The following is a 22,469-nucleotide window of genomic DNA, read 5'->3' on the forward strand; positions in this document are numbered from 1 at the left end:
CACGGGTTCAGCGTGATTTTTGCCCGGCACTTCGTGCCCGGTGCAAGCCTGTTCGCGCCGGGCACCAGCCCCGATGTTCCGGCCCAGCGCTCCGGCCGGACGGCTTGTGGGCCGACCCGGTCCCACGACCCCGGCATCGGCGGGCCCTGCCGAGCGACCGGCATGCCGCCCATGGCCTGACACAGCGCCCGGCATGCCGGGCTTTTCGCGGCCGGCCCGCATCTTGCTGCCTTGCCGGCTTTCCTGTCCGACCCCGGGTCGGGCGTTTTCCAGAGGTGACATCACCACCATGAACCCTGCCAGTACGTTCGCCGGCGCCCAGCCGGCGGATTCCGAGCCTCCTTCGACGGAGGCCTCCTCATGAGCCAGTCCCTGGGCTGGGCCGAAGCGGCCTTTCTGGGACTGGTTCAAGGACTCACCGAGTTCCTGCCCGTCTCCTCCAGCGCCCATCTGCGCATCATCGGCCCCTTGCTGCCTTCCGGTGGCGACCCGGGCGCCGCCTTCACCGCCATCACCCAGATCGGGACCGAAGCCGCGGTGCTGCTCTATTTCCGCCACGACATCCTGCGCATCGCCCGGGCCTGGTTCGCTTCGCTGGTGCCGGGCGCCCGGCGCGGCGATCCGGACGCGCGCATGGGCTGGCTGATCCTGATCGGCACGCTGCCGATCGCGCTGCTGGGCCTGATGTTCAAGGACGCCATCGAAACCAGCCTGCGCAACCTCTACATCACCGCCACCATGCTGATCGGTTTTGCCCTGGTGCTGGCGGTGGCCGACCGGGTGGGCGCCAAGCAGCGGCCGCTGTCGCAACTGAGCTGGGGACATGGCCTGCTGTTCGGCCTGGCCCAGGCCATGGCGCTGATTCCCGGGGTGTCGCGCTCCGGCGGCACCATCACCGCCGGCCTGCTGCTGGGCTACACGCGCGAGGCCGCGGCCCGCTACTCCTTCCTGCTGGCGATCCCGGCGGTGCTGGCCTCGGGCTTCTACCAGCTCTACCGCAGCTGGGGCCAGCCCTCCGCGGTGGCCGCCGGCCCCACGCTGCTGGCCACGCTGGTGGCCTTCGGCGTGGGCTATGCGGTCATCGTCTGGTTCCTCAAGCTGGTCAGCACGCGCAGCTATCTGCCGTTCGTGATCTACCGCGTCGCGCTGGGTGCCCTGGTCTTCGTGCTGCTGGGCCTCGGCATCCTGTCCCCGCTCTGACCACCGCGCCATGGAAATCCTGATTCTTCTGGCCCTGATCCTGCTCAACGGGGTGTTCGCCATGTCCGAGATCGCGCTGGTGACGGCGCGCAAGGCCCGGCTGCAGAAACTCATCGACGAGGGCGATACGGCCGCGGCCGCTGCGCTCAAGCTCGGCGAGGACCCGACGCGCTTCCTCTCCACCATCCAGATCGGCATCACCTCGATCGGGGTGCTCAACGGGATCGTCGGCGAGGCGGCGCTGGCAGCCCCGCTGTCGCAGTGGCTGCTCGGTCTGGGCATGGCCGAAAGGGCCAGCCAGATCACCGCCACCGGCCTGGTGGTGATGCTGATCACCTATTTCTCCATCGTGGTCGGCGAACTCGTGCCCAAGCGCATGGGCCAGTCGAACCCGGAAGTGCTGGCGCGGCTGGTGGCCCGGCCGATCAACTGGCTGGCCACCGCCACCAAGCCGTTCGTGCTGCTGCTGTCGGTGTCCACCCGCGCGCTGCTGCGCCTGCTGGGGGTGAAAGAAAACCAGGTCAACGCGGTGACCGAAGAAGAGATCCACGCCATGCTGGCCGAAGGCACGACGGCCGGCGTGATCGAGTCGCACGAACACGCCATGGTGCGCAACGTGTTCCGCCTCGACGACCGCCAGATCGGCTCGCTCATGGTGCCGCGCTCCGACGTAGCGGTGCTCGATCTGGAAGAAAGCTTCGAGATCAACATGGCGCGGGTAGAAAGCGCCGACCACGCCCGCTTTCCGGTGGTGCGGGGCGACTGGGACCACCTGGCCGGCGTGATCAACGCACGCCAGTGGCTGCTGACGGCGCTGCGCTCCAACCAGCGCGACATGACGCAGCAGACACTGGAAGAACCGCTGTACGTGCCCGAGACCATCACCGGCATGGAACTGCTGGACAACTTCCGCCAGTCCGGCGGCGAGATGGCGTTCGTGATCGACGAATACGGCGAGGTGCAGGGCATCGTCACGCTCAAGGACCTGATCGAGGCCATCACCGGTGAATTCATGCCGCGCGACCCCGACACCTCGTGGGCGGTGCAGCGCGAAGACGGCAGCTGGCTGCTCGATGGCCACATCCCCGTGCCCGAACTCAAAGACCGGCTCAAGCTCGACGAAGTGCCCGACGAGGAGCGCGGACGCTACCACACGCTCAGCGGCATGATGATGCTGCTCACCGGCCGCCTGCCCCACATCGCCGACAAGGTCAGCTGGGAAGGCTGGTCGTTCGAGATCGTCGACATGGACGGCCGCACCATCGACAAGGTGCTGGCCACCCGCCTGCCTACGGACGAAGCGGACCCGGAAGGCACCGAAGGGGCTTCGGAAGGGTGATGAACGCCGGCCCGCTCGTCCGCACGGCACTGGCCCTCGGGGTGGTGCTGGGACTGGCCGCCTGCGCCGATGGCTATCCCAGCGACAACACCTCGCTGGCGCTGCATTTCGGCATGGACGGCGCGGAGATCGAAACGGCCATGAACCACATCGGCAGCCAGCGCTACCTCAAACAGCGCTGGGCCTATGCGTTGACCGATCGCTGTTCGTTGCAGGCCGGTGAAGTGCCCGGGCTCATGGGATCGGCCACCGAGCCCGTGGTGCTGGACCTGCGCCACGTGGCGGTGTCGATGGAAAAGACCGTCGGGCCCGGGGGCCACCGGGTCTGGGTGACGCCGGCCCCCGACAGCAGCGAGGCTGTGCCGCTGATCGAAGGCGCCCACTGGAGCGACGCCTCGCAGATCAAATGGCTGGTGGAATTTGCCCGCAGCCGCTGCCTGCGCCCGCAGCGGGCGTCCTGACGGCGATGTCTCAGCGCCGTTCGGGCAGCTCGATCTTGACTTCCAGCACTTCCAGATCGTCCTGGCGTTCGAGCTGGACCTTGATGTCGTCCGTGTTGATCTGGATGTACTTGCCGATCACCGCGACCAGTTCCCTCTGCAAGGCGGGCAGGTAGTCGGGTTCGGCGGCGCTGCGCCCGCTGCGTTCGTGCGCCAGGATGATCTGCAGCCGTTCCTTGGCAACGCTGGCGGTCTTCTTTTTTTCGCCCAGGAAGAAGGACAGGAAAGACATGCTCATTTGCTCCCGAACAGGCGCTTGAAGAAGCCGGGCTTTTCGGCGTCGATGAAGCGCAGGGGTTTGTCGGCCCCCAGGAAGCGGTCGATCACGTCGCTGTAGGCTTCGGCCACGTCGCTGCCCTTGAGGTGGATGGCCGGCGTGCCCTGGTTGGAGGCCTGCAGCACGCTCTCGCTCTCGGGAATCACGCCGATGAGCTGGATGCGCAGGATGTCCTGGATGTCTTCCAGGCTGAGCATCTGGCCGTCGGCCACGCGGTTGGGGTTGTAGCGTGTGATCAGCAGGTGCTCCTTGATCGGTTCCTTGCCTTCGATCGCGCGCTGGGTCTTGCTGCCCAGCATGCCCAGGATGCGGTCGGAGTCGCGCACCGAGGACACCTCGGGGTTGGTCACCACCAGCGCCTCGTCGGCGTAGTGCATGGCCATGAGTGCGCCGGTCTCGATACCGGCCGGCGAATCGCAGACGATGTAGTCGAAGCCCATGCCCGACAGGTCGGTCAGCACCTTGTGCACGCCTTCCTGCGTCAGCGCGTCCTTGTCGCGCGTCTGGCTGGCCGCGAGGATGAACAGGTTTTCGCAGCTCTTGTCCTTGATCAGCGCCTGGTTGAGGTTGGCCTCGCCGTGGATCACGTTGATCAGGTCGTAGACCACGCGGCGTTCGCAGCCCATGATGAGGTCGAGGTTGCGCAGGCCGACATCGAAGTCGATGACGGCGGTCTTGTGCCCGCGCAGGGCGAGGCCGGCGGCAAAGCTGGCGCTGGTCGTGGTCTTGCCCACGCCGCCTTTGCCGGAAGTGACGACAACGATCTTGGTCATGATGCGGGTCTTTCTGGATCGGAAATGCGGTCAGGAATGCGGAATGGCCTTCAGGGCGCGATCGGGTCGATCACCAGCTTGTCCCCCTCGGGGCCGCTGAGCAGCCGCACCTGGGCCGGTTTGCCCTGGACCGCGGCGGGCAGGGGGGTGTCGCTGGTGCGGTAGATGCCGGCGATGGAAATCAGCTCCGGGTCCATGGCCAGCGCGAAGATGCGCGCCTCGCCATTGCCGCGCGCGCCGGCGATGGCCTTGCCACGCAGGGGCGCGTACACATGGATGTGGCCGTCGGCGATCACCTCGGCGCCCGGGTTGACCATGGCCATGACCACCAGGTCGCGCCCGCGGGCATAAACCTGCTGGCCCGAGCGCAGCGGCCGGTCGACCACCAGGGCGCCTGGCGCGGGTGTCGGCGGGGCCACCACCACAGGGGCTTCGACCGGCGTCGCCGCCACCGCAGCCGCCGGTGGTGTGGCGGCCTGGGCCCTTTGCACCACGGCGTCGTCGGCCACCACCAGGCCCGCCAGGGCAGCGGCGGCCATCTGGGCAGCGTCGCCGCCCCGAACGCCCAGGGGATGCAGACGGTACGGGCGCAGCAGTGCCAGCAAGGCCGGGAAGTCAATCGCCGCACCCGGTTCGGCAGCCTGCAGGGGCGACAGATCGATCACCAGCGGATCGTTGTCGAAAAAGTCGGGCATGTCCCCGAAGCGCTGCTGCAGTTCCGTGGACAACCGGCCGAGGTCGGCCGACTTGAGCAGCAAGGCCACCAGCGGCAGATGAGCGCTCTTGATCTCGAACGTGGCGGGCGCCTGGGCGGCCAGGGCAACGGACATGGCGGATGCGGGTGGTGGACCGGCCGGGCCGGTGATCAGGCGGGGAGGGCGCGGCCGGCAGGCCACACCAATGCCCGGCAGTTTACCAGCCGGGTCTGTGCCTGCTGCGGGTGGCCACGCGGCTTTGTCACTCCCTGTGTCCAGCGCCTCCATCCGTCAGGCACCCGGTTTCGGCCCGGGTTTTGCACAAGTCTGTGGATAAAAATCGCATAACCATCATGTTATTCACAGGGCAGTGGAAAACCCGGGCCTTGTCCCCGTTCGTGAACCCCACCATCCGGTGTGGACTGCACACCCTTGCCACCAGCACAGAGGATTGATTCATAAAGTGAAATTGGACTTGTCCACAGAAAAAGGCGCCCTCTACTACTCCTACTAATTTAAATATTGAATAACCTAGGTAAATAACAAAAGAAAAAGTCCGGACGAAAAAAAGCCGCCCGAAGGCGGCCCGGAAAGGGTCTTTGCGCGCCTCAGAGCGCGTGCGTGACGAGTTTGAAGTCGGGGTCTTCCGGAAACGGCCGGATATCGAAGCCCAGACCCCGCATCAGCTTGAGCATGCTGGGGTTGTTGGCCAGCACCAGACCCTCGATCTGGGCCAGGCCCTTGTCGCGTGCTTCTTCCATGATGCTGAGCATCAGCCGCGAACCCAGGCCCTTGCCGTTGAAATCGTCGGCCACCAACAAAGAGAACTCGCAGGTGGACTGGTCCGGGTTGGTGATGTAGCGCGACACGCCCACGATGCGCACGGTCTCCTGGATCGCGCCATCACTGCCGACCTGGCGGTCCCGGTGCACCGCCACCAGGGCCATTTCCCGGTCGTAGTCGATCAGCGTCAGGCGCGCCAGCATCGACGTCGGCAGTTCGTTGAGCGCCGAAACAAAACGGAAATAGCGGCTTTGTGGGCTCACGGACCTGACCAGGTCCTGCAGCATCTGGGCATCGTCCGGATGGATCGGGCGGATGGTGTATTCACCGCCGCCACGCATGGGCCAGATCTGCTCGTAACGGGCCGGGTAGGGCAGGATCGCCAGGTGGGCGTAGTTGCGGGCCGTGGCCGGCGCGCTTTCGATCACGATGCGTGCGTCCACCGCCACCGCGCCCGATTCGTCGACGATGATGGGGTTGATGTCCATCTCACGCAGTTGGGGCAGCTCGCACACCATTTCCGAAACGCGCAGCAGCACGTGTTCCAGCGCTTCGCGGTCCACCGCGGTGGCACCGCGCCAGGCCTTGAGGGTTTCAGCCACGCGGGAGCGTTCGATCAGGCGCCGCGCCAGGAACTGGTTGAGCGGCGGCAGCTCCATCGCCTGGTCGTTGAACAGCTCGATCATGGTGCCGCCAGCGCCAAAGGCGATGACGGGGCCAAAGGGTTCGTCGGCCTTGAGACCGATGTAGAGCTCGCGCCCGCGCCGGCTGTTCGCCATTTTCTGGATCGTCACGCCGTTGATGCGGGCCTGCGGCAGCAGCCGGCTGACACCCTGGATCATGGTCTGGTAGACGTCGCGCACCGCGGTGGCGTTCATCACGTTGAGCGCCACGCCATTGACGTCGCTCTTGTGGCTGATGTCGGGCGAGTCGATCTTGAGCGCCACCGGGAAACCGAGCTGGGTCGCGATCATCATGGCCTCGGTGGCGTTGCGCGCCAGCAGGGTCTGCGTGACCGGGATGTGGAAGGCCGACAGCAGGGCCTTGGACTCCATTTCGGTGAGCACCTTGCGGCGCTCGGTCAACACGTTTTCGATCAGCAGGCGCGCGCCTTCGATGTCGGGCTTGGCCAGGGCCGACAGCGGCGGCGGCGTCTGCTGCAGCAGCTGCTGGTTCTGGTAGAAGCTGGCGATGTTGCCGAAGGCGCCCACGGCGGCTTCGGGCGTGCGGAAGCTGGGAATGGCGGCGGCCACCAGGGCCGAGCGCGCGTCGGTGACCGAAGCGTCGCCCATCCAGCACGAGAGCAGCGGCTTGCCCAGGCGCGATTTGGTTTCGGCCAGCACGTTGGCCACTTCGGTGGCGTCCACGCCGACCTTGGGCGAATGCACGACCAGGATGCCGTCGATGCTGCGCTCCTGCCCGGCGGCCTCGATGGCCGCGCGGTAGTGGGCGGGCGAGGCCTCTTCGGACAGGTCCATCAGGTCGACCAGCGAGGCCAGCGGCGGCAGCGCTGGCTGCAGCCTGGCCGCGCTTTCGGCCGACAGCACACCCAGGTCCAGCCCGATCTCGCTGATCCAGTCGGCCGCCAGCACGCCCGGGCCGCCGCCGTTGGTGATGATGGCCAGGCGTTTGCCCACCGGGCGGTAGCGCGAGGCCAGGCACTTGGCGGCCGAAAACAGCTGCACGAAGGAACGCACGCGCACCGCGCCGGCGCGGCGCAGGGCGGCGTCGAACACATCGTCGCTGCCCACGATGGTGCCGCTGTGGGTCTGGGCCGCCACGTTGCCGGCCTTGCGGCGCCCGGCTTTGAGCACCACCACCGGTTTGGCGTTGGCGGCGGCGCGCAGCGCGCTCATGAAGCGGCGTGCGTTGGCAATGCCTTCCATGTAGACCACGATGCTGTGTGTCTGCGGGTCGTTGGCCAGGAAATCGAGCACCTGGGCGATGTCGACCGCGGTGTTGGGGCCGAGCGAGACCACGGTGGAAAAGCCGACGGCGTTCTGGCTCGCCCAGTCGAGGATCGACGCCGTGAGGGCACCCGACTGCGACACCAGCGCCAGCGGCCCCGGGGTCGCCAGCGGCCCGACGGTGCTGGCGTTGAGGCCCGCGCGCGGGCGCTGCAGGCCCAGGCTGTTGGGGCCCAGCAGCTGCATGCCGTGGCGCTTGGCCACGCGGTGCATGTCCTTGGCCAGATCGGTGGGGGTGCCGCTGCCGATCACCAGCGCCGCCTTGCACTTGATGCGGCCCGCCACTTCCAGCGCCTGCACCGCTTCGGCCGGGGGCAGCGCGATGATGGCCAGGTCGGCGCGGGTCTGGGCCAGATCGGCCAGCGTGCCCGAGACCTGGATGTCCAGGAACACGAGCCGGCCGGTAAAACGCTGGGTGGTCAGGGCTTCGACCAGCACACGCGCCTGCGCCGTCTGCTGTTCCGGCGCGTCCCTGCTGGCGAACACGGCCACGTTGTCGGGCTGGAACAGGGGGGTGAGGTAGTGTTTGTCCATGGGTCAGTCTGCACCGAGGGGTGCGAGGATGGGGACGTTGAGGGCGCTCGGCCGTGGGCGGCGCTGTGAAGGTGGTGCCGGGTCGTGGCGGTCGCTGCGGGCGGGATGAAAGGAACTGGGGGGCATGCGGGGCTCTGGGCGCCGTGGTGGCGGGTCGCCGGACCGGTGTGGGGCCGTCCGTGCGGTCCCCGGCCAATCTAGGGGCGAATGCGGCCGCCTGCCTTGACCCAGCACAACCGCCAGGTGCGCAAGCAGTGGCAGCGTCGTCAGTGCCACCAGGAACCCCAGTAGTGGTGGCGGGCATAGGCCAGCCCATGCTGGGTCGATGACAACTGGGCCTCGCCGATGCGGCCGTCGGCTTCCTTGACCAGGGGGTAGAGCAGCGCTGGTGGCAGGATGGCCACCCCGGCGGACGGTCCGAAATCTTCACAGGCCCGGGTCAGCATAAAAGGCCCGGTGCTGTGCAGCACATGACTGAATCCGGCATTGCGCTGGCGGTGGCGTACTTCATCCAGGGGCAGCTGTTCGCACACCCGCTGCAGCAGGGGATGGCCGGGAACGCTGGCCATAAAGGCGTTGGAGACGATGGCGGTCATGCCGTGGGTGCGGGCATGTTCCTCGGGCTCGGTACCCACCACGAACTGGCGGTCCTGCAGCAGGGGTTCGATGTTGCGCAGGCATTCGAAGTCGAGGTCGACGAACACGCCGCCGTGGTGGCGCAGGATGAAATAGCGCGCGGCATCCACGCGCTGGATGGCGTGCGGATAGCTGTCGTAGACGGGCAGGAATCCGGGCACCTCGCGGCGGATGAAATCGCGGTTCATCGCGTCGGTCCAGAGCCGGTGTTCCCAGTCCGGATGGTGCTGTTTCCAGCTCGCGGCATGGGCCTGCATGGCGGGAGGAATCTGTTCGGTCTTCCACGTCTGGTGGAGGATCCGGGGAATCTGCGCGGCCATGCGGGTCAGTGTGCAAACCCGGTGCGCCAGGACCCTTCGTGCCGGTGCACCGCGTATGGGCCGAAGTGGCAGGCCGGTTGCGGACTGCAGCGTTTAGGGCAGGGCAGGCCGGGGTCGGGCAGCAGGTGCAGGTCCGGGTGCTCGTGCCGGTGGGCGTGAAAGAAGTTGGTGAGGTGGCCGGGGCCGGTGGTCTCCAGCACGTCCATCTCCGTGCGCACGGGCTGGTCGTGTCGGGCCAGTGCCGCCAGGGCGAACTGCCACAGGAAGGGGTGGCCGGGCCGGGCGCCGAACAGGTAGTTGGCGATGCGCACCGCGTGGCGGTGTTCCGGCACCTGCATTTCCCGCTCCAGCAGGACTTTCTCGACGCCCAGGACCAGACCGTGGCTCAGCAGGTCGTCCAGGGGCTGGAGCAGGGTGACGTCGGAATCCAGGTAGAAGCCGCCGTGTGCGTGCACCAGCAGCAGGCGCAGCACATCCAGACGCTGGATGTGGCGCGGAAACCGTTCATAGGCCGGCAGCAGGCCGGGGTGGTGGCGGGCCATGAAGGCTGCCGCGTCGGTGTCGTCCCAGAGGCGCAGGTCCCAGCCGGGCGGGATCTCGGGAAAACGGGTCTTGTCGGGGGTGATGACGTGAAGGATGCGGGGAATGGCGTCGGGCATGTACGTCGGTTCCGGGCGATGCGGCAATCGGGCACGCCAAGATAGGGCATGTGGCGCTTCCCCGCAACCGCCCGGTGTCTTTTCGGAGATCGCCGCACGCAGGGCGGTGTCAGTGCAGCCCGGTCAGCGACGCGGCAACGGCCCGCTTGAAAGGGGTGAAGCGCTCGCCCAGGTCCACCAGGGCCTGGCGCAGCAGGCGTGCCGGGGCTTCTTCGCGGGTGTAGAGCGAGGCCACGGCGTGGGTGGCCAGGTACAGGCCCCGGCTGGCGTGGCGGTGGGTGCGTTCGTAGCTGCGCAGCAGCGCCGGGTCGGCGATGTCGCGTCCGCCTGCGTGGGCCTGGCGCAGCAGGCGCGCCAGGGTGTCGATGCTGCGCAGGCCGAGGTTGAAGCCGTGGGCGGTGACCGGGTGCATGCCCACCGCCGCGTCGCCGACGGCGGCAAAACGCTGCGACACCAGCCCGCCTGGCCAGACGCCCACCAGCGGGTAGGCGTGGCGCGTGCTGGCCAGATGCATGGGGCCGAGCTGGTGGTGGAAGCGTTCGGTCATGGCCTGGCCGAACGCGGCAGCTTCCATCGTCAGCAGCGGTTGCAGCGCCTGGTGCGGCAGGGTCAGCACCGCCGATGAGCGGGGGCGGCCGGTGTCCGGGCAGGGGTTCATGGGCAGCAACGCCAGGGTCTGGCCGTGGTCGAACCACTCCCAGGCGGTTTCGTGGTGGGGCTGCTCGTGGGTCATGGCGCAGACCAGCATGGTCCGGCCGTAGTCGTGCAGTTGCGCGGAAATGCCCACGGCGCGGCGGGTGCTGGAGTGGCGGCTGTCGGCCGCCACCAGCAGGCGGGTGTGCAGCGTGTGGCCGTCCGAGAGCGTGACCTGGCAGCGGTCGCCGCGGGTGTCGATCGGGCCGACCTGCAGGCCATCGATGAGCTCGGGCGGTGCGCCACTGTCGTCGGCGGGCGCGAGCGCGGCTTCGAAGGCGGCGCGGCGGATGTGGTGGTTGCCCACGAGGTAGCCCAGTTCGCTGCGCGGGCTGAGCTGGTGGCTGATGACCATGCGGCCCTGGCGCCTGCCCGGTCCGCCGTTGAGCACCAGGGCGTCACGCAAGGGGGCGACGGCACCCGTTTCCAGGTGTTCCCAGATACCCAGTTGCCGCAACAGGCCGGCGCTGTGCTGGGTCAGCGCGATTTCCCGGCCATCGAAGGCCGGCGCCTGCAGCGCCGCAACCGTCTGGGATTCGACCAAGGTGATCCGAAGGCCGCTGCCTCGCAGGGCCCGGGCCAGACTGAGACCCGCCGGCCCGGCGCCGGTGATGAGTACGTCGCAATGCATGATGGGCCCGCACTGTATAGGTGCATGCTGGTGGGGGGCTTGACCAAGGTCAAGCTGCCCGACCTCGGGGCAGGCATGAAAAAGCCCCGCAGACCGGGGCCTGCGGGGCGGTGGGCGGGATCGGGCCCGGTGTCAGCTCCGGGGAGCGGGCATCGGCGCCGGACCTTCGCCTGGGTGGCGGCCCTGACGGTGTTGCGGGCCGTGGCCCTTGAAGCCGGCTTGGTGGAACGGGCGGGCTTGCTGGTCGAACACCTGCTTCTGTTCGGCCGTGAGCTGGCCGTAGAAGCTGCGGGTGGCGTCGATGCACTGGGTGAAAGCGGCATCGCGTTCGGCCTTGAGGGCGGTCATGCGGTCCAGCCGTTCCGGCGTGGTGAGCTTGGCCCAGTCCTGCGGAGCCTCGGGCGGTTGCGCAGGTCGCTGCGGGGTGGTCCGGGCCACGAATGCGGCCCAGGCGGCTTCCTGTTCCGGCGCCAGTTTGAGTTCGGCCTTCAGCTTGGCCTGGTGCTCGGCACGCATCTTTTCCATTTTCTGCAGGCGCTCGCCGCGCTGGGCGTGGCGGGCTTCCCGGCGGGGTTGCGCCGGCTTGGCGTCCGGGCTGGCCTGGGCCGCTTGCGGCACCGGCGTGGCCGGGGGCTGCGTGGCCGCACCCTGGGCGATGGCGGTGGCGGACAGGCCGGCGATGGTGGTGGCCAGCACGGTGGCGATGACGGATCGGGTGAGAGTCGGTTGCATGATCGCTCCTGAATGGGGTGGAAGAACCGGTCGTTGCGGGTTTCAGCGACGACGTGGGTTCAGTGTCCGGCGAGCGTGTAAACGCGAAGGCACCCGCATGCTGCTGCGGTGTAAAGATTTGTGCCGTTTCAGGCGTGGCCGAGGTCGTCGAGGATCGGACAGTCGGGCCGGTCGTCGCCGGGACAGTGGCACAGCAGCGTGTCCAGGCTGCGCTGCATGGCCTGCAGGGCCGCGATGCGCTGGGCCAGCTCGTCGTGGTGGCGCTGCGCGATGCGCTTGACGGCGGCGCTGCTGCGGCGCCGGTTGTGCCAGAGTCCGACCAGTTCCGTGATGGCGTCGAGACTGAAGCCCATGTCGCGCGCGCGCCGGATGAAACGCAGCGTGTGCACATCGGCCTGGCCGTACTGGCGGTAGTTGCCGTCGGTGCGGGTCACCGCACCGAGCAGCCCCAGGGCTTCGTAGTGGCGCAGCATCTTGGGGGAAATGCCCGACAACCGAGCGGCCGTGCCGATCGGCACCGGCCAGCGGGCCACGGCCGGCAGCGGGGTGTCTGCCGACGGACCGGATGCGCTGTCTGCCGGCCCGCTGGCATCGTCGTGAACGGACACGGCGCGGCGGAGCGGCGGGGTCATGCCGCGACCGTGTAGCCCTCTTCGCGGATGGCCGCGGCCACCGCCTCGCGCGACTGGGGTGTGTTGACCTCGACCAGGTTCTGGCTGCGGTCGATGCGGACTTCGGCCTGCGGATCGAGGGTCTTTATGGCGGTCTGCACGGCACGTTCGCAGTGGCCGCAGGTCATGCCTTGCACGGTGAAGGTCTGGAGGGACATGGAAAATCTCCTTGAAAAGGGCATCATCTTCAAGTCTGACATGGTGTCAATGTCAAGCCCGGCGGGTCGGAAACATCTGGTGGCTTGACCTTCCCATGGGGGTAAAGCTTATGCTGACTCCCATGAATGCTTCCACACCCGAAATCATCGCCGAAGGACCGCCCATCGATCTGGGGATCGGCGGCATGACCTGCGCCTCCTGCGTCACGCGGGTCGAAAAAGTGCTGCGCAAACAGCCCGGCGTGCGCGATGCCACCGTGAACCTGGCCACCGAATCGGCCCGTGTCGTGCTCCAGGGGCCCGCCGATGCCGAAGTGCTGGCCCGTCTCCGCCGCGCGGTGCGCGACGCGGGGTACGAACCCCGCGCCCTGGACGATGGAGCCCAGGACGACGTGCCCCGCTGGTTCGGCCTGCCGGTGGACGTGCTGCCCGTGCTGGCCGGGCTTCTGCTGTCGGCACCCCTGGTGCTGCCCATGGTGGGCGATCTGCTGGGCCGTCACTGGATGCTGCCGGCTTGGGCGCAGTTCCTGCTCGCCACGCCTGTGCAGTTCGTGCTCGGCGCGCGTTTCTACAAGGCCGGCTGGCACGCGCTCAAGGCCCGCACTGGCAACATGGAACTGCTGGTGGCCATCGGCACCAGCGCGGCCTGGGGCCTGTCGACCTGGCTGTGGTGGCGCGCCGCGCCCGACAGCATGCCGCACCTGTACTTCGAGGCCTCGGCCGTGGTCATCACCCTGGTGCTGCTGGGCAAATGGCTGGAAGCGCGCGCCAAGCGCCAGACCACCAGCGCCATCCGGGCCTTGCAGGCCCTGCGTCCCGAACGCGCCCGGCTGCTGCCCGACGGCGTGCGCCGCACCGAGGTGACCGAGGTGCCGGTGGACGAATTGCTGCCCGACGACCGCATCCAGGTGCTGCCGGGCGAGCGGTTTCCGGCCGACGGCGAGGTGGTGGAAGGCCAGACCCAGGCCGACGAGTCCATGCTCACGGGCGAGTCGCTGCCCGTGCCCAAGCAGCCCGGTGACGCGGTCACCGGTGGCGCGCTCAATGGCGAAGGCGCGGTGCTGGTGCGGGTGCGCGCGGTCGGCGCGCAGAGCATGCTGGCGCGGATCATCGCGCTGGTGCAGGACGCTCAGGCGGCCAAGGCACCGGTGCAGCGGCTGGTGGACCAGGTGGCGGCGGTGTTCGTGCCCGTGGTGCTGGGCATCGCCGCCCTCACGCTGGCGGGCTGGCTCTGGACCGGCGCACCGCTCGAAGAGGCTTTGCTGCACGCGGTGGCGGTGCTGGTGATCGCCTGCCCCTGCGCGCTGGGGCTGGCCACGCCGGCGGCCATCATGGCGGGCACGGGCGTTGCGGCCCGGCACGGCATTCTCATCAAGGACGCGCAGGCGCTGGAGATGGCCTACCGCGTCGACACCGTGGCCTTCGACAAGACCGGCACTTTGACCGAAGGCCGGCCGCGCCTGCGCCTGATCGAAGTCCTGCCCGGGGTTGATGAAATGGCGGTGCTGCAGGCCGCGGCCGCGCTGCAGGCCCAGAGCGCCCACCCGCTGGCCCATGCCGTCATGGACGCCGCCCGCAACCGCGGCGTGGTGGTGGCGCCCGATGCCGCGCAGTCGGTGCAGTCGGTGGTCGGGCGGGGCAGTCTGGGCCAGGTCCAGGGGGTTTCGCTGGCGCTCGGCAGCGTGCGCTGGATGGGTGAACTCGGGGTGCCGCAGGCCGAACTCGGTCCGGTGGTGCAGAACCTGCAGACATCCGGGGCCACGGTGTCGGTGCTGGCCAGCGAGCGCGACGGGGTCTGGCGGGCGCTGGCGGTGCTGGCCTTCGGCGACGAACCCAAACCCGGTGCCCGCGCGGCGCTGGAACGCCTGCGCGCCCAGGGCCTGCGCCTGTGCATGGTCTCGGGTGACAACGCCGGGGCGGCCCGCGCCATGGCCGAGACCTTGGGCCTGAAGCCCGCTGCGCTCGAAGAAGGTGGGGAGGTGATTGCCGACGTGCTGCCTGGCGACAAGGCGGCCGTGATCCGCCGGCTGAAGGCCGGGGGCTTCGCCCCCCTTGCCGGCGTTCCTGAGGCGGTGGCGTCCGATGCGCCGGTCCACACCGTGGCCATGGTGGGCGATGGCGTGAACGACGCCCCGGCGCTCGCCGCCGCCGATGTCGGCATGGCCATGAGCCATGCCCAGGGCGGCAACGCCGACGTGGCCATGCACGCGGCCGGCATCACGCTGATGCGGGGCGACCCGGCGCTGGTTGCCGCGGCGCTGGACATCTCGCGCCGCACGGTGCGCAAGATCCGCCAGAACCTGTTCTGGGCCTTCGCCTACAACGTGGCCGGCATTCCGCTGGCAGCGCTGGGCTTCCTCAGCCCGGTGGTGGCGGGGGCGGCGATGGCCCTGAGTTCGGTCAGCGTGATGAGCAACGCGCTGCTGCTGCGGCGCTGGCGGCCACCGGAAGCGCGCTGATCCGGGGACGCTGGCGAGCACGGCTTGACGCACGTCAAGCCCGTCAGCAGCCGGCTGGGGGATAGTCCACGGGTTAGCCGACTGATCGGTCGGCTCTGGCGAACTGACCGGTAGCGGAGACACCCATGACCCCCGAATCCCTGCGCGTGATCCGCGAAGAACACGCTTCCCTGGCTGCCATGCTGCAGTCGCTGCTGCAGATGATCCGCCGCGGCCCCCTTCACGACGGCAAGGACGACACCGCGCTGTATTTCGACGTGCTGCGGGCCATGCTGTTCTACATCGACGAATTTCCCGAACAGCACCACCACCCCAAAGAATCCGACCTGCTGTTCCCGCGCGTGGCGCGGGCGGCACCGCACACCCTGGCCGCGATCGACCAGCTTGAGCGCGACCACATGCAGGGCGAGACGCGGGTGCGTGCGCTGATGCACCTGCTGCTGGCCTGGGAACTGCTGGGCGAGTCGCGCCGCCAGGCCTTTGTGGACGAAGCCACGCGCTACGTGGACTTCTACCTCGAACACATGCGGCTGGAAGAAACCGTGGTCCTGCCCGAGGCCGAAAAACACCTTTCGGCGGCCGACTGGCAGGCGCTCGACGCGGCCTTCGCCACCAACCCCGACCCTTTGAACCCGCGTTTGGCGCGCGACCCGCAGTTTGATCGCCTGTTCACGCGCATCGTGATGAAAGCGCCTGCGCCCGTGGGGCTGGGCGATTCCTGACCCCAGCGCCCTGGTGCGGGGCTTGATGGCTGTCAAAGGCCGTGGGCGCAGATTGTGGGAACCTTGGTACCTCACGGTTCCCAGCGCTTGCCGCTCCCACCATGGTCCGCATTGCCTCTTCCCCCGACCGGCGAATGCCGTCGGTGGAGCACGATCTCCAGTTGCTTGAACAACTGCTGTGCCGCCTGCCCGACGAGGGCGGCTCCGGGGCTTTTTTCGACGTGCTGCAGGCGCTGGTGATCGATGCCAAAGGCCCGGCCACCGTCGAAGCGGTGACCGCCTTGCAGCAATGGAAAGACGGCCCCGGCCATCCGCACGACCGGGTCCCCCGCCTGCTGGCCTGGTTGCGGGACTGGGGGTATCTGTCGGGCGATACCGGTCGCCGCTTCAGCGACCTGCTGGCCGAAACGGCCTGGCGCTACCAGCAGCTGTTCTGGCAGGAGGCCGAGGCCGATCCGGCTACCGGTGGCGTGGCCGATTGAAGCGGCCGCTTACCTGGCCAGACCTTCGGCCTTGAGCGCCGCCTGCACGGCCGGCCGGGCCGCCACCCGGGCGCGGAAGGCCTGCAGGTGCGCCAGGTCGGCGATGTCCACGCCCACCGCGCCCGCCCAGTTGGTGACGGTGAACAGGTAGGCGTCGGCGACGCTGAAGGTGTCGCCCAGCAGATGGGGCTTGCCGGCGAGTTCACCGTCAACCCATTGCAGCCGCTGGCGCAGGCGGTCCTTGGCCAGTTGCTTGGCTTCGGCCGGCATGGCCGGGTTGAACAGCGGCGAAAAGCCCTTGTGCACCTCGGTGCCGATGAAGGTGAGCCATTCCATCAGGCGGTAGCGGCCCAGCGTGCCGTAGGCCGGTGCCAGGTTTTTCTCGGGCACCTGGTCGGCGATGTACTGCACGATGGCCGGGCCTTCGCGCAGCTTCTCGCCGTCGGGCATCACCAGCAGCGGTACGTAGCCCAGCGGGTTGATGGTGTAGTAGTCCGTGCCGTCGGGCAACTGGTGGGTTTTGGTCGGGGCGGGAATGGCTTCGAAGGGCAGGCCCGATTCGTGCAACACGATGTGGGGCGAGAGCGAACAGGCGCCGGGCGAGTAGTAGAGCTTGAGCATGGATGTCTCCGGGAGGGATGGGGGGGAAAGCGAAGCGATCCTATCGGGCTTGCGGATTCTTTGCAGTCCACGGGCCTGGCCCGGTGGCTGGATGCGCAAGTGGTTCTGTGAAATGGGGCTTTTCGCGGTATCTTTCCAGCCACTTGGGCCCGAGTCGCCCGCCAACCCCTTTGTGCCATGGCCACCGGTCACTTCGCTTTTGCCAACAACAGCAACCGCTTTCTCGCCTGCGAGCCGCTGGCCGATCAGCCGTTTGCGGTGGCCGGCGTGCCCTACGACGGCGTGGTGACGAACCGGCCGGGCGCGCGTTTCGGGCCGCAGGCCATCCGCGCCGCGAGCCTGATGCTGTGCGACGGCATCCACCCGGTGTTCGACGTCTCGCCATTGGCCCATGTGGGCGATGCGCTGGACATGCGCCTGCCCAACGCCTCGCCGCTGCCCGAGGTGCGTGCCCACATCGAGCGCCAGGCGGCCGAGCTGATGGCGAAGCACCACTGCGTGTTCCTGGGCGGCGACCATTCGGTCACGCTCTCGCTGCTGCGCGCGGCGAAGGCGTTGTACGGTCGCGGCGAGCCGCTGGCCTGCGTGCATTTCGACGCGCACTGCGACACCTGGAGCGACCATTTCGGCGAACCCTCGGGCCACGGCACCTGGACGTATGAAGCCGTCCAGGAAGGCCTGATCAGCGCGCCGCACACGGTGCAGATCGGCATCCGTTCCAGCGGAGAACGCGCGGCGCGCGAGTACGTGGCCGACCAGGGTGGGCAGATCTTCACCGCGCGCGCCCTGCGCGGCCTGGACGGTGCGGCGCTGGCGCCGGTGCTGGCGGCCATCCGCGAGCGCATCGGTGAGCGGCCCTGTTACCTCACGCTGGACATCGACGTGCTCGACCCGGCCTTTGCGCCCGGCACCGGCACGCCCGAACCGGGCGGCCTGACCAGCGCGCAGGTGCTGACCTTCCTGGAAGAACTGGCCGGGCTGAACTGGGTGGGCATGGACTGTGTGGAGGTGGCGCCGGCCTACGACCACGCCGAACTCACCAGCAACGCGGCCGCCACCTTTGTCTGGACCTACCTGGCAGGCCAGGTGGCCCGCCGTCAGCGCGGCTGAAAGGAAACCCCATGTTCAAGCGCTCTCTGATCGGCTCGGACACCCAGCTCAACCGCCTGAGCTATTACGAGGCCAGCGTGCAGCGTCCGCCCCTGCAGCCGCCGCTGCAGGGCGAGGCAGAGGCCGACGTGGTGGTGGTCGGCGGTGGTTTCGCCGGCCTGTCGGCGGCGCTGGAGATGGCGCAGCGCGGCCTGTCGGTGGTGCTGCTGGAGGCCGACCGCGTGGGCTCGGGCGCCAGCGGGCGCAACGGCGGGCAGGTGATCGTGGGCTACGCGAGCGGGCAGGAGCCGTTCGAGCAGCAGCTTGGCGCCGCCGACGCGCAAACCGCCTGGGACCTGTCGGTCGAGGCGGTGGACCTGGTGGAACGCCGCATCGCGGAACACGGCATCGATTGCGACTGGCAGCGCGGCTACCTGTACGTGGCCGACGCGCCGCGCAAGGTGCAGGCGCTGCGCACCGAGGCCGAGAGCCTGCGCCGGCAAGGCATCGATTGCGACTGGGCCGAAGGCGCCGACGTGCGCCGCCTGATCGACAGCCCGCGCTACCTGGCGGCCGTATACGAAAGCCGTTCCGGCCACCTGCACCCGCTCAAGTACGCGCTGGGTCTGGCGCGCGCGGCCGAGGCGGCGGGGGTGCGCATTCACGAAGGCTCGCCGGTGACCGCGCTGGAGCGCGGCGCCACGCTGGTGGCGCGCACCGCGCAGGGCCGCGTGAAGGCGCGCTTTGGCGTGTTGGCGGGCAACTGCATGCTGCCCGAATACGGCCCGGCTGTGGCGCCCGACATCGCGCCGCGCATCATGCCCGTGGGCACCTACATCGTCGGCACCGCGCCGCTGGACGAAGCGCTGTGCCGGCGCCTGATTCCCAGCAACGCGGCGGTGTGCGACAACAACTTCGTGCTCGACTACTTCCGTTTCAGCGCCGACCGGCGCATGCTGTTTGGCGGCCGCGTGAGCTATACCGCGCTGACGCCGCCCGATCTGCGCAGCACCATGGCGCGCCGGATGGCGCAGGTGTTTCCGGATCTGCGCGACGCGCCGGTCGATTACGTGTGGGGCGGCTTCGTGGACATCAGCATGAACCGCGCGCCCGACTTCGGGCGGCTGGGCGACAACCTCTACTACCTGCAGGGTTTCAGCGGTCACGGCGTGGCGCTGACCGGGCTGGCCGGGCAATTGGTGGCCGAGGCGGTGGCCGGGCAGGCCGGGCGCTTCGACGTGTTTGCGCGCCTCAAGCACCACGCCTTCCCGGGTGGCGCGCTGCTGCGCACGCCCAGTCTGACGCTGGGCATGCTCTGGTACCGGATGAAAGACCGGCTGTGAACGCTCTGCGCGCCTTCAGGCGCGCAGCAGCGTGACCCCCACCTGGTCCCCGATCTCGTGGGGCGCCGCCAGGTTGCCCGGCACCCCCTCCATCGTGCTGGCGGTGTTGGCCAGCTTCACGGTGTAGAGCAAGCGGCTGCCGCGGTGCGGGCGCTCGGTCACAGAGCTGGGTGTGATGGGTGTGGCGGTGGCGCGCGTGGGCGTGGCCGGGCTGGTGGTGCAACTTTCTGCCGGGGCAGGGTTCTGATGGGCGTCCCTTTTTTTCTGGCTGGAGGCCTCTGTGTCCGTTGCTTCGACCGTTTCCCGTGTTCCGGCCCTGGTGGCCGCTGTCCTGCTCACCGTCCACGGCGCTGCGGCCTGGGCCCAGACCGATCACGCCGGGCACGGCGCCCCGGCGGCGGCCGCGCAGAAGGCCGCACCTTCGTCTCAGGAGTTCCAGGCGGCCAACGACCGCATGCACCGCGACATGGGGGTGGCGCTCACGGGCGATGCCGACCGCGACTTTCTCGCCGGCATGATTCCTCACCACCAGGGGGCCATCGACATGGCCGAGGTGGTGCTGCGCCACGGCAAGGACGCGCGTGTGCGCCAGCTGGCCGAAGAGATCATCCGCGCCCAGAAGGCCGAGATCGCGCAGATGCAGGCCTGGCTGCGCGAGATGCCGGCCGCGCCGACACGCTGAGTTCGCCGGCTGTTCAGCCGGCCCGGGCCAGGGCGTCGCGCACCACGGCCGCCAGCTGGCGACCGGCCGGCCCGATGCCGGCCATGGGGGCGTAGCCGTAGCCGATGACCAGGCCCTGCAGGTCCTGGCGGCGCAGGCAGTAGGCCGACAGCGGCCGCACCGTCAGCCCTTGCTGGGCCAGCCGCTGGGCCAGTTGCCGGTCGTTCACGCCCGGAGGCAGGCGCAGGCACAGGTGCAGGCCCTGGTCGGCGCCGCTGATGAAGGTGTCGCCCGCGAGCACGGGGCGCAGCGCGTCGAGCAGGGCCCCGCGCCGTTCGGCGTAGCTCTGCCGGGCCCGCCGCAGCGCGCTGCTGAAGTGGCCCATTTCGATGAATTCGGCCAGGGCGGCCTGCAGCGGCATCTGCCCCGGGCGGTTGAAGTCGTAGTGCGCCTGGCGGAAGGCGTCGGCCAGCGGCTTGGGCACCACCAGGTAGCCCAGCTTGATGCCGGGGTAGAGCACCTTGGAGAAGGTGCCCATGTAGAACACCCGGCCGTCGGGATCGAGGCCTTCCAGGCTGGACAGCGGCGGGCCGCTGAAGCGGTATTCGCTGTCGTAGTCGTCTTCCAGGATCCAGGCGTTGTGCGCGCGCGCGGTGGCCAGCAATTGCTGGCGCCGCGGCAGCGACATCACGGCCCCGGTCGGGTACTGGTGCGAAGGCGTCACGTAGATCAGGCGTGGCGGGTGGGCGTCGTCGGGCCCGCCGGGCCGGATGCCTTGATCGTCCACCGTCACCGGGTGCAACTGCAGTCCGGAGGCCATGAAGGCTTTGGCCGCGCCCCAGTAGGCCGGGTCCTCCACCCAGACGGTGTCGCCGTGGTCGGCCAGCAGGCGCGCGCACAGCTCGATCGACTGCTGGGTGCCGGTGGTGACGATGACCTGGTCGGCGTCGAGCTGCACGCTGCGGAACACGCGGAGGTAGTCGGCGATGGCGCGGCGCAGCGGCGCGTAGCCCCCGGAGTCGTTGTAGTCCAGCATGTCCGGGTAGGTCATGCGCCAGTGCTTGTTCTGCAGCCGCTGCCAGAGCGTGAGCGGAAAGGCGCTGAAGTCGGCAATGCCGGGCGTGAAGGGCTGGACCTCCAGCTCGCTGGCGCGGAAAGCGGCGGTGAGCGCCTCGCCCCGGCGTGAGAGCCGGGCCATGGGCGCGGGGGCCAGGCCCAGGCCAGGGCGGCGCAGCGGGTTGCCGCCGGCGCGGGGCACGGAGTCGTTGACATAGGTGCCGCTGCCGACCCGGCTGGCCAGATAGCCTTCGACGCTGAGCTGGTTGATGGCGGCCACCACGGTGTTGCGCGACAAGCCCAGATCCTGCGCCAGGTCGCGGCTGGAGGGCAGCCGCTCGCCGGCCCCGAGCTTGCCTTCGAGCATGGCGCGGCGCAGCGCCTCGTAGAGCTGGCGGTGCAGCGGCAGGGCGTCGCGCGCGCCCAGGCGGTTCATTTCGGCCAGCAGGTACTCGGACAACATGTCTGTGGATTTCCGTGCGGAGCAGCAGGTCGGGGTGCCGGCCCGGACGCGGATCGGTGCCGGGATCGCGTCAAATGGCACCATGAGGTGGCATCAACTGGCTCCGATTGTGATCCAATTTGCAGAACAGAATGGTTTCAGTCTTGGAGACACCATGAAAAACCCGCCTTGCATGGTCTGGCTGCCGGCCGATCACCGACTCATGGGCGACCATGGGCACCAGATGCCCTTTCTGGTGCTGGGTGACAAATACGCTCGCGCCGTCAAGGTGGGGGCCGAGGCCCAGCCCGTCATGTTTCCCCTGGCCGACACCGGGCAGATTCAGGAACTGCTCTCGATGGTGGACGGCGTGATGCTGACCGGTTCGCCGTCGAACGTGCATCCTTCGCATTTCGACGAAGCCGTGGCCGACCCCAGCCTGCCGCTCGATCCGGCGCGCGACCAGCTCACGCTGGCGCTGGTGCGGGCCTGCGTGCACGAAGGCGTGCCGCTGCTGGGCGTGTGCCGCGGCTTCCAGGAAATCAACGTGGCGCTGGGCGGCACATTGCACCAGCGGGTGCACGAGGTGCCGGGCCTGATGGACCACCGCGAGCCCAAGACCGCCCCGTTCGAGGTGCAGTACGCACCCAGCCACCCGCTGCGGCTGGTGCCGGGCAGCGTGTTCGAGACCTGGGCTGGCGGCAGCGAGGTCATGGTCAATTCGCTGCACGGGCAGGGCATCAACCGCCTGGCCCCGGGTCTGGACGCGCTGGCCCATGCGCCGGACGGTCTGGTCGAAGCCTTCGGCGTGCGCGGCGCGCGCACCTTTGCCTACGCGGTGCAGTTCCACCCGGAATGGCGCTGCTGGGAAACCCCTTTCTACGGGGCCATCTTCGAGGCGTTCGGGCGGGCCTGCCGCTCGCGCCAGAGTCTGCGCCTGCAGGCGGCCGACCTGGCGCGCCATACCCCCGCCTGACTCCGTCCGCAGATCGGGCAATATCGCGTCACCGACCAACCCAAACAGCC

General features: G+C 68.9%; 23 protein-coding genes. 10 read left to right on the forward strand and 13 right to left on the reverse strand.

Annotated elements, in window-relative coordinates; translation table 11 throughout:
* The first annotated feature begins 360 nt into the window (after positions 1-360).
* From L0977_RS18280 to L0977_RS18290, 3 genes are read left to right on the forward strand one after another with little or no spacing between them, the layout of a single operon-like run.
* Positions 361-1,200 carry an undecaprenyl-diphosphate phosphatase gene (locus L0977_RS18280; RefSeq protein WP_234266299.1) on the forward strand — a complete coding sequence of 280 codons (840 nt, stop codon included), beginning with the start codon at positions 361-363 and terminating at the stop codon, positions 1,198-1,200.
* Between the two features lie 10 nt (positions 1,201-1,210).
* Positions 1,211-2,539, forward strand: coding sequence for a hemolysin family protein (locus tag L0977_RS18285; RefSeq protein ID WP_234266300.1), 1,329 nt, complete (start codon positions 1,211-1,213; stop codon positions 2,537-2,539).
* Entirely contained in the window at positions 2,539-3,000 is a 462-nt protein-coding gene (locus L0977_RS18290; RefSeq protein ID WP_234266301.1) for a hypothetical protein, read from the forward strand. The genes L0977_RS18285 and L0977_RS18290 overlap by 1 nt, the downstream gene beginning before the upstream one ends.
* Before the next feature lie 10 nt (positions 3,001-3,010).
* Here the strand turns inward: L0977_RS18290 and minE are convergent, their stop codons facing one another.
* The 10 genes from minE to L0977_RS18340 all read right to left on the reverse strand — a co-directional run bounded on the left by minE (position 3,011) and on the right by L0977_RS18340 (position 12,568).
* A complete protein-coding gene (gene minE / locus L0977_RS18295; RefSeq protein ID WP_234266302.1) occupies positions 3,011-3,271 on the reverse strand; it encodes a cell division topological specificity factor MinE in 261 nt (86 codons plus the stop codon).
* 2 nt (positions 3,272-3,273) lie between these two features.
* The gene (gene minD, locus L0977_RS18300) at positions 3,274-4,089 is read right to left on the reverse strand and encodes a septum site-determining protein MinD (RefSeq protein ID WP_234266303.1); all 816 of its coding nucleotides are present in this window, start codon (positions 4,087-4,089) and stop codon (positions 3,274-3,276) included.
* A 50-nt stretch (positions 4,090-4,139) separates the two neighbouring features.
* A complete protein-coding gene (gene minC, locus L0977_RS18305; protein WP_234266304.1) occupies positions 4,140-4,919 on the reverse strand; it encodes a septum site-determining protein MinC in 780 nt (259 codons plus the stop codon).
* A gap of 473 nt (positions 4,920-5,392) precedes the next feature.
* Positions 5,393-8,068 (reverse strand): bifunctional acetate--CoA ligase family protein/GNAT family N-acetyltransferase, encoded by a 2,676-nt coding sequence (locus tag L0977_RS18310; RefSeq protein WP_234266305.1) that lies wholly within the window; start codon positions 8,066-8,068, stop codon positions 5,393-5,395.
* A gap of 266 nt (positions 8,069-8,334) precedes the next feature.
* Complete coding sequence (locus L0977_RS18315; protein ID WP_234266306.1) at positions 8,335-9,024, reverse strand: glycosyltransferase family 32 protein; 690 nt, start codon at positions 9,022-9,024, stop codon at positions 8,335-8,337.
* Positions 9,025-9,029: 5 nt separating this feature from the next.
* On the reverse strand, positions 9,030-9,683 hold the full coding sequence (locus L0977_RS18320) for a glycosyltransferase family 32 protein (protein WP_234266307.1): 654 nt from the start codon (positions 9,681-9,683) through the stop codon (positions 9,030-9,032).
* 109 nt (positions 9,684-9,792) lie between these two features.
* Positions 9,793-11,007 (reverse strand): 5-demethoxyubiquinol-8 5-hydroxylase UbiM, encoded by a 1,215-nt coding sequence (ubiM, locus tag L0977_RS18325; protein WP_234266308.1) that lies wholly within the window; start codon positions 11,005-11,007, stop codon positions 9,793-9,795.
* 132 nt (positions 11,008-11,139) lie between these two features.
* On the reverse strand, positions 11,140-11,739 hold the full coding sequence (locus L0977_RS18330) for a Spy/CpxP family protein refolding chaperone (RefSeq protein ID WP_234266309.1): 600 nt from the start codon (positions 11,737-11,739) through the stop codon (positions 11,140-11,142).
* 128 nt (positions 11,740-11,867) lie between these two features.
* Complete coding sequence (gene cueR, locus L0977_RS18335) at positions 11,868-12,371, reverse strand: Cu(I)-responsive transcriptional regulator (protein WP_234266310.1); 504 nt, start codon at positions 12,369-12,371, stop codon at positions 11,868-11,870.
* The gene (locus L0977_RS18340; RefSeq protein ID WP_234266311.1) at positions 12,368-12,568 is read right to left on the reverse strand and encodes a heavy-metal-associated domain-containing protein; all 201 of its coding nucleotides are present in this window, start codon (positions 12,566-12,568) and stop codon (positions 12,368-12,370) included. Before L0977_RS18340 ends, cueR begins: the two co-directional genes overlap by 4 nt.
* A gap of 122 nt (positions 12,569-12,690) precedes the next feature.
* Here L0977_RS18340 and L0977_RS18345 point away from each other — a divergent pair, with 122 nt between their 5' ends.
* The 3 genes from L0977_RS18345 (at position 12,691) to L0977_RS18355 (ending at position 16,231) form a co-directional block, all read left to right on the forward strand.
* Positions 12,691-15,027: a heavy metal translocating P-type ATPase gene (locus tag L0977_RS18345; RefSeq protein WP_234266312.1), complete on the forward strand. Its 2,337-nt coding sequence runs from the start codon at positions 12,691-12,693 to the stop codon at positions 15,025-15,027.
* A gap of 125 nt (positions 15,028-15,152) precedes the next feature.
* The gene (locus L0977_RS18350) at positions 15,153-15,749 is read left to right on the forward strand and encodes a hemerythrin domain-containing protein (RefSeq protein ID WP_234266313.1); all 597 of its coding nucleotides are present in this window, start codon (positions 15,153-15,155) and stop codon (positions 15,747-15,749) included.
* Positions 15,750-15,850: 101 nt separating this feature from the next.
* Positions 15,851-16,231 carry a hypothetical protein gene (locus tag L0977_RS18355; protein ID WP_234266314.1) on the forward strand — a complete coding sequence of 127 codons (381 nt, stop codon included), beginning with the start codon at positions 15,851-15,853 and terminating at the stop codon, positions 16,229-16,231.
* A 9-nt stretch (positions 16,232-16,240) separates the two neighbouring features.
* Here L0977_RS18355 and gstA read toward each other — a convergent pair whose 3' ends face one another.
* A complete protein-coding gene (gstA, locus tag L0977_RS18360) occupies positions 16,241-16,852 on the reverse strand; it encodes a glutathione transferase GstA (protein WP_234266315.1) in 612 nt (203 codons plus the stop codon).
* A 177-nt stretch (positions 16,853-17,029) separates the two neighbouring features.
* Between gstA and speB the strand changes: the two genes are divergently transcribed.
* Positions 17,030-17,962, forward strand: a complete 933-nt coding sequence (gene speB / locus L0977_RS18365) for an agmatinase (RefSeq protein ID WP_234266316.1) — start codon at positions 17,030-17,032, stop codon at positions 17,960-17,962.
* An 11-nt stretch (positions 17,963-17,973) separates the two neighbouring features.
* Positions 17,974-19,284: an NAD(P)/FAD-dependent oxidoreductase gene (locus tag L0977_RS18370; RefSeq protein WP_234266317.1), complete on the forward strand. Its 1,311-nt coding sequence runs from the start codon at positions 17,974-17,976 to the stop codon at positions 19,282-19,284.
* 15 nt (positions 19,285-19,299) lie between these two features.
* Here the strand turns inward: L0977_RS18370 and L0977_RS18375 are convergent, their stop codons facing one another.
* Positions 19,300-19,446 (reverse strand): hypothetical protein, encoded by a 147-nt coding sequence (locus L0977_RS18375; protein ID WP_234266318.1) that lies wholly within the window; start codon positions 19,444-19,446, stop codon positions 19,300-19,302.
* 118 nt (positions 19,447-19,564) lie between these two features.
* Between L0977_RS18375 and copM the strand changes: the two genes are divergently transcribed.
* On the forward strand, positions 19,565-19,966 hold the full coding sequence (copM, locus tag L0977_RS18380; RefSeq protein ID WP_234266319.1) for a CopM family metallochaperone: 402 nt from the start codon (positions 19,565-19,567) through the stop codon (positions 19,964-19,966).
* Positions 19,967-19,979: 13 nt separating this feature from the next.
* Here copM and pdxR read toward each other — a convergent pair whose 3' ends face one another.
* Positions 19,980-21,464 carry a MocR-like pyridoxine biosynthesis transcription factor PdxR gene (pdxR, locus tag L0977_RS18385; protein WP_234266320.1) on the reverse strand — a complete coding sequence of 495 codons (1,485 nt, stop codon included), beginning with the start codon at positions 21,462-21,464 and terminating at the stop codon, positions 19,980-19,982.
* A 154-nt stretch (positions 21,465-21,618) separates the two neighbouring features.
* On the opposite strand from pdxR, the gene L0977_RS18390 reads away from it, so the two are divergent.
* Positions 21,619-22,419: a gamma-glutamyl-gamma-aminobutyrate hydrolase family protein gene (locus tag L0977_RS18390; protein ID WP_234266321.1), complete on the forward strand. Its 801-nt coding sequence runs from the start codon at positions 21,619-21,621 to the stop codon at positions 22,417-22,419.
* The last annotated feature ends 50 nt before the right edge of the window (positions 22,420-22,469 follow it).

Source organism: Hydrogenophaga sp. NFH-34 (genome assembly GCF_021401345.1).
Classification (GTDB): domain Bacteria; phylum Pseudomonadota; class Gammaproteobacteria; order Burkholderiales; family Burkholderiaceae_C; genus Hydrogenophaga; species Hydrogenophaga electricum.

Coding starts and splice junctions, on each gene's coding strand:
- ubiM (WP_234266308.1), bottom strand. CDS start 11,007: ATGCATTGCGACGTACTCATCACCGGCGCCGGGCCGGCGGGTCTCAGT.
- L0977_RS18290 (WP_234266301.1), top strand. CDS start 2,539: ATGAACGCCGGCCCGCTCGTCCGCACGGCACTGGCCCTCGGGGTGGTG.
- L0977_RS18345 (WP_234266312.1), top strand. CDS start 12,691: ATGAATGCTTCCACACCCGAAATCATCGCCGAAGGACCGCCCATCGAT.
- L0977_RS18280 (WP_234266299.1), top strand. CDS start 361: ATGAGCCAGTCCCTGGGCTGGGCCGAAGCGGCCTTTCTGGGACTGGTT.
- speB (WP_234266316.1), top strand. CDS start 17,030: ATGGCCACCGGTCACTTCGCTTTTGCCAACAACAGCAACCGCTTTCTC.
- L0977_RS18315 (WP_234266306.1), bottom strand. CDS start 9,024: ATGGCCGCGCAGATTCCCCGGATCCTCCACCAGACGTGGAAGACCGAA.
- L0977_RS18390 (WP_234266321.1), top strand. CDS start 21,619: ATGAAAAACCCGCCTTGCATGGTCTGGCTGCCGGCCGATCACCGACTC.
- minE (WP_234266302.1), bottom strand. CDS start 3,271: ATGTCTTTCCTGTCCTTCTTCCTGGGCGAAAAAAAGAAGACCGCCAGC.
- L0977_RS18340 (WP_234266311.1), bottom strand. CDS start 12,568: ATGTCCCTCCAGACCTTCACCGTGCAAGGCATGACCTGCGGCCACTGC.
- L0977_RS18285 (WP_234266300.1), top strand. CDS start 1,211: ATGGAAATCCTGATTCTTCTGGCCCTGATCCTGCTCAACGGGGTGTTC.
- pdxR (WP_234266320.1), bottom strand. CDS start 21,464: ATGTTGTCCGAGTACCTGCTGGCCGAAATGAACCGCCTGGGCGCGCGC.
- minC (WP_234266304.1), bottom strand. CDS start 4,919: ATGTCCGTTGCCCTGGCCGCCCAGGCGCCCGCCACGTTCGAGATCAAG.
- L0977_RS18350 (WP_234266313.1), top strand. CDS start 15,153: ATGACCCCCGAATCCCTGCGCGTGATCCGCGAAGAACACGCTTCCCTG.
- L0977_RS18370 (WP_234266317.1), top strand. CDS start 17,974: ATGTTCAAGCGCTCTCTGATCGGCTCGGACACCCAGCTCAACCGCCTG.
- L0977_RS18320 (WP_234266307.1), bottom strand. CDS start 9,683: ATGCCCGACGCCATTCCCCGCATCCTTCACGTCATCACCCCCGACAAG.
- minD (WP_234266303.1), bottom strand. CDS start 4,089: ATGACCAAGATCGTTGTCGTCACTTCCGGCAAAGGCGGCGTGGGCAAG.
- cueR (WP_234266310.1), bottom strand. CDS start 12,371: ATGACCCCGCCGCTCCGCCGCGCCGTGTCCGTTCACGACGATGCCAGC.
- L0977_RS18330 (WP_234266309.1), bottom strand. CDS start 11,739: ATGCAACCGACTCTCACCCGATCCGTCATCGCCACCGTGCTGGCCACC.
- L0977_RS18310 (WP_234266305.1), bottom strand. CDS start 8,068: ATGGACAAACACTACCTCACCCCCCTGTTCCAGCCCGACAACGTGGCC.
- L0977_RS18355 (WP_234266314.1), top strand. CDS start 15,851: ATGGTCCGCATTGCCTCTTCCCCCGACCGGCGAATGCCGTCGGTGGAG.
- gstA (WP_234266315.1), bottom strand. CDS start 16,852: ATGCTCAAGCTCTACTACTCGCCCGGCGCCTGTTCGCTCTCGCCCCAC.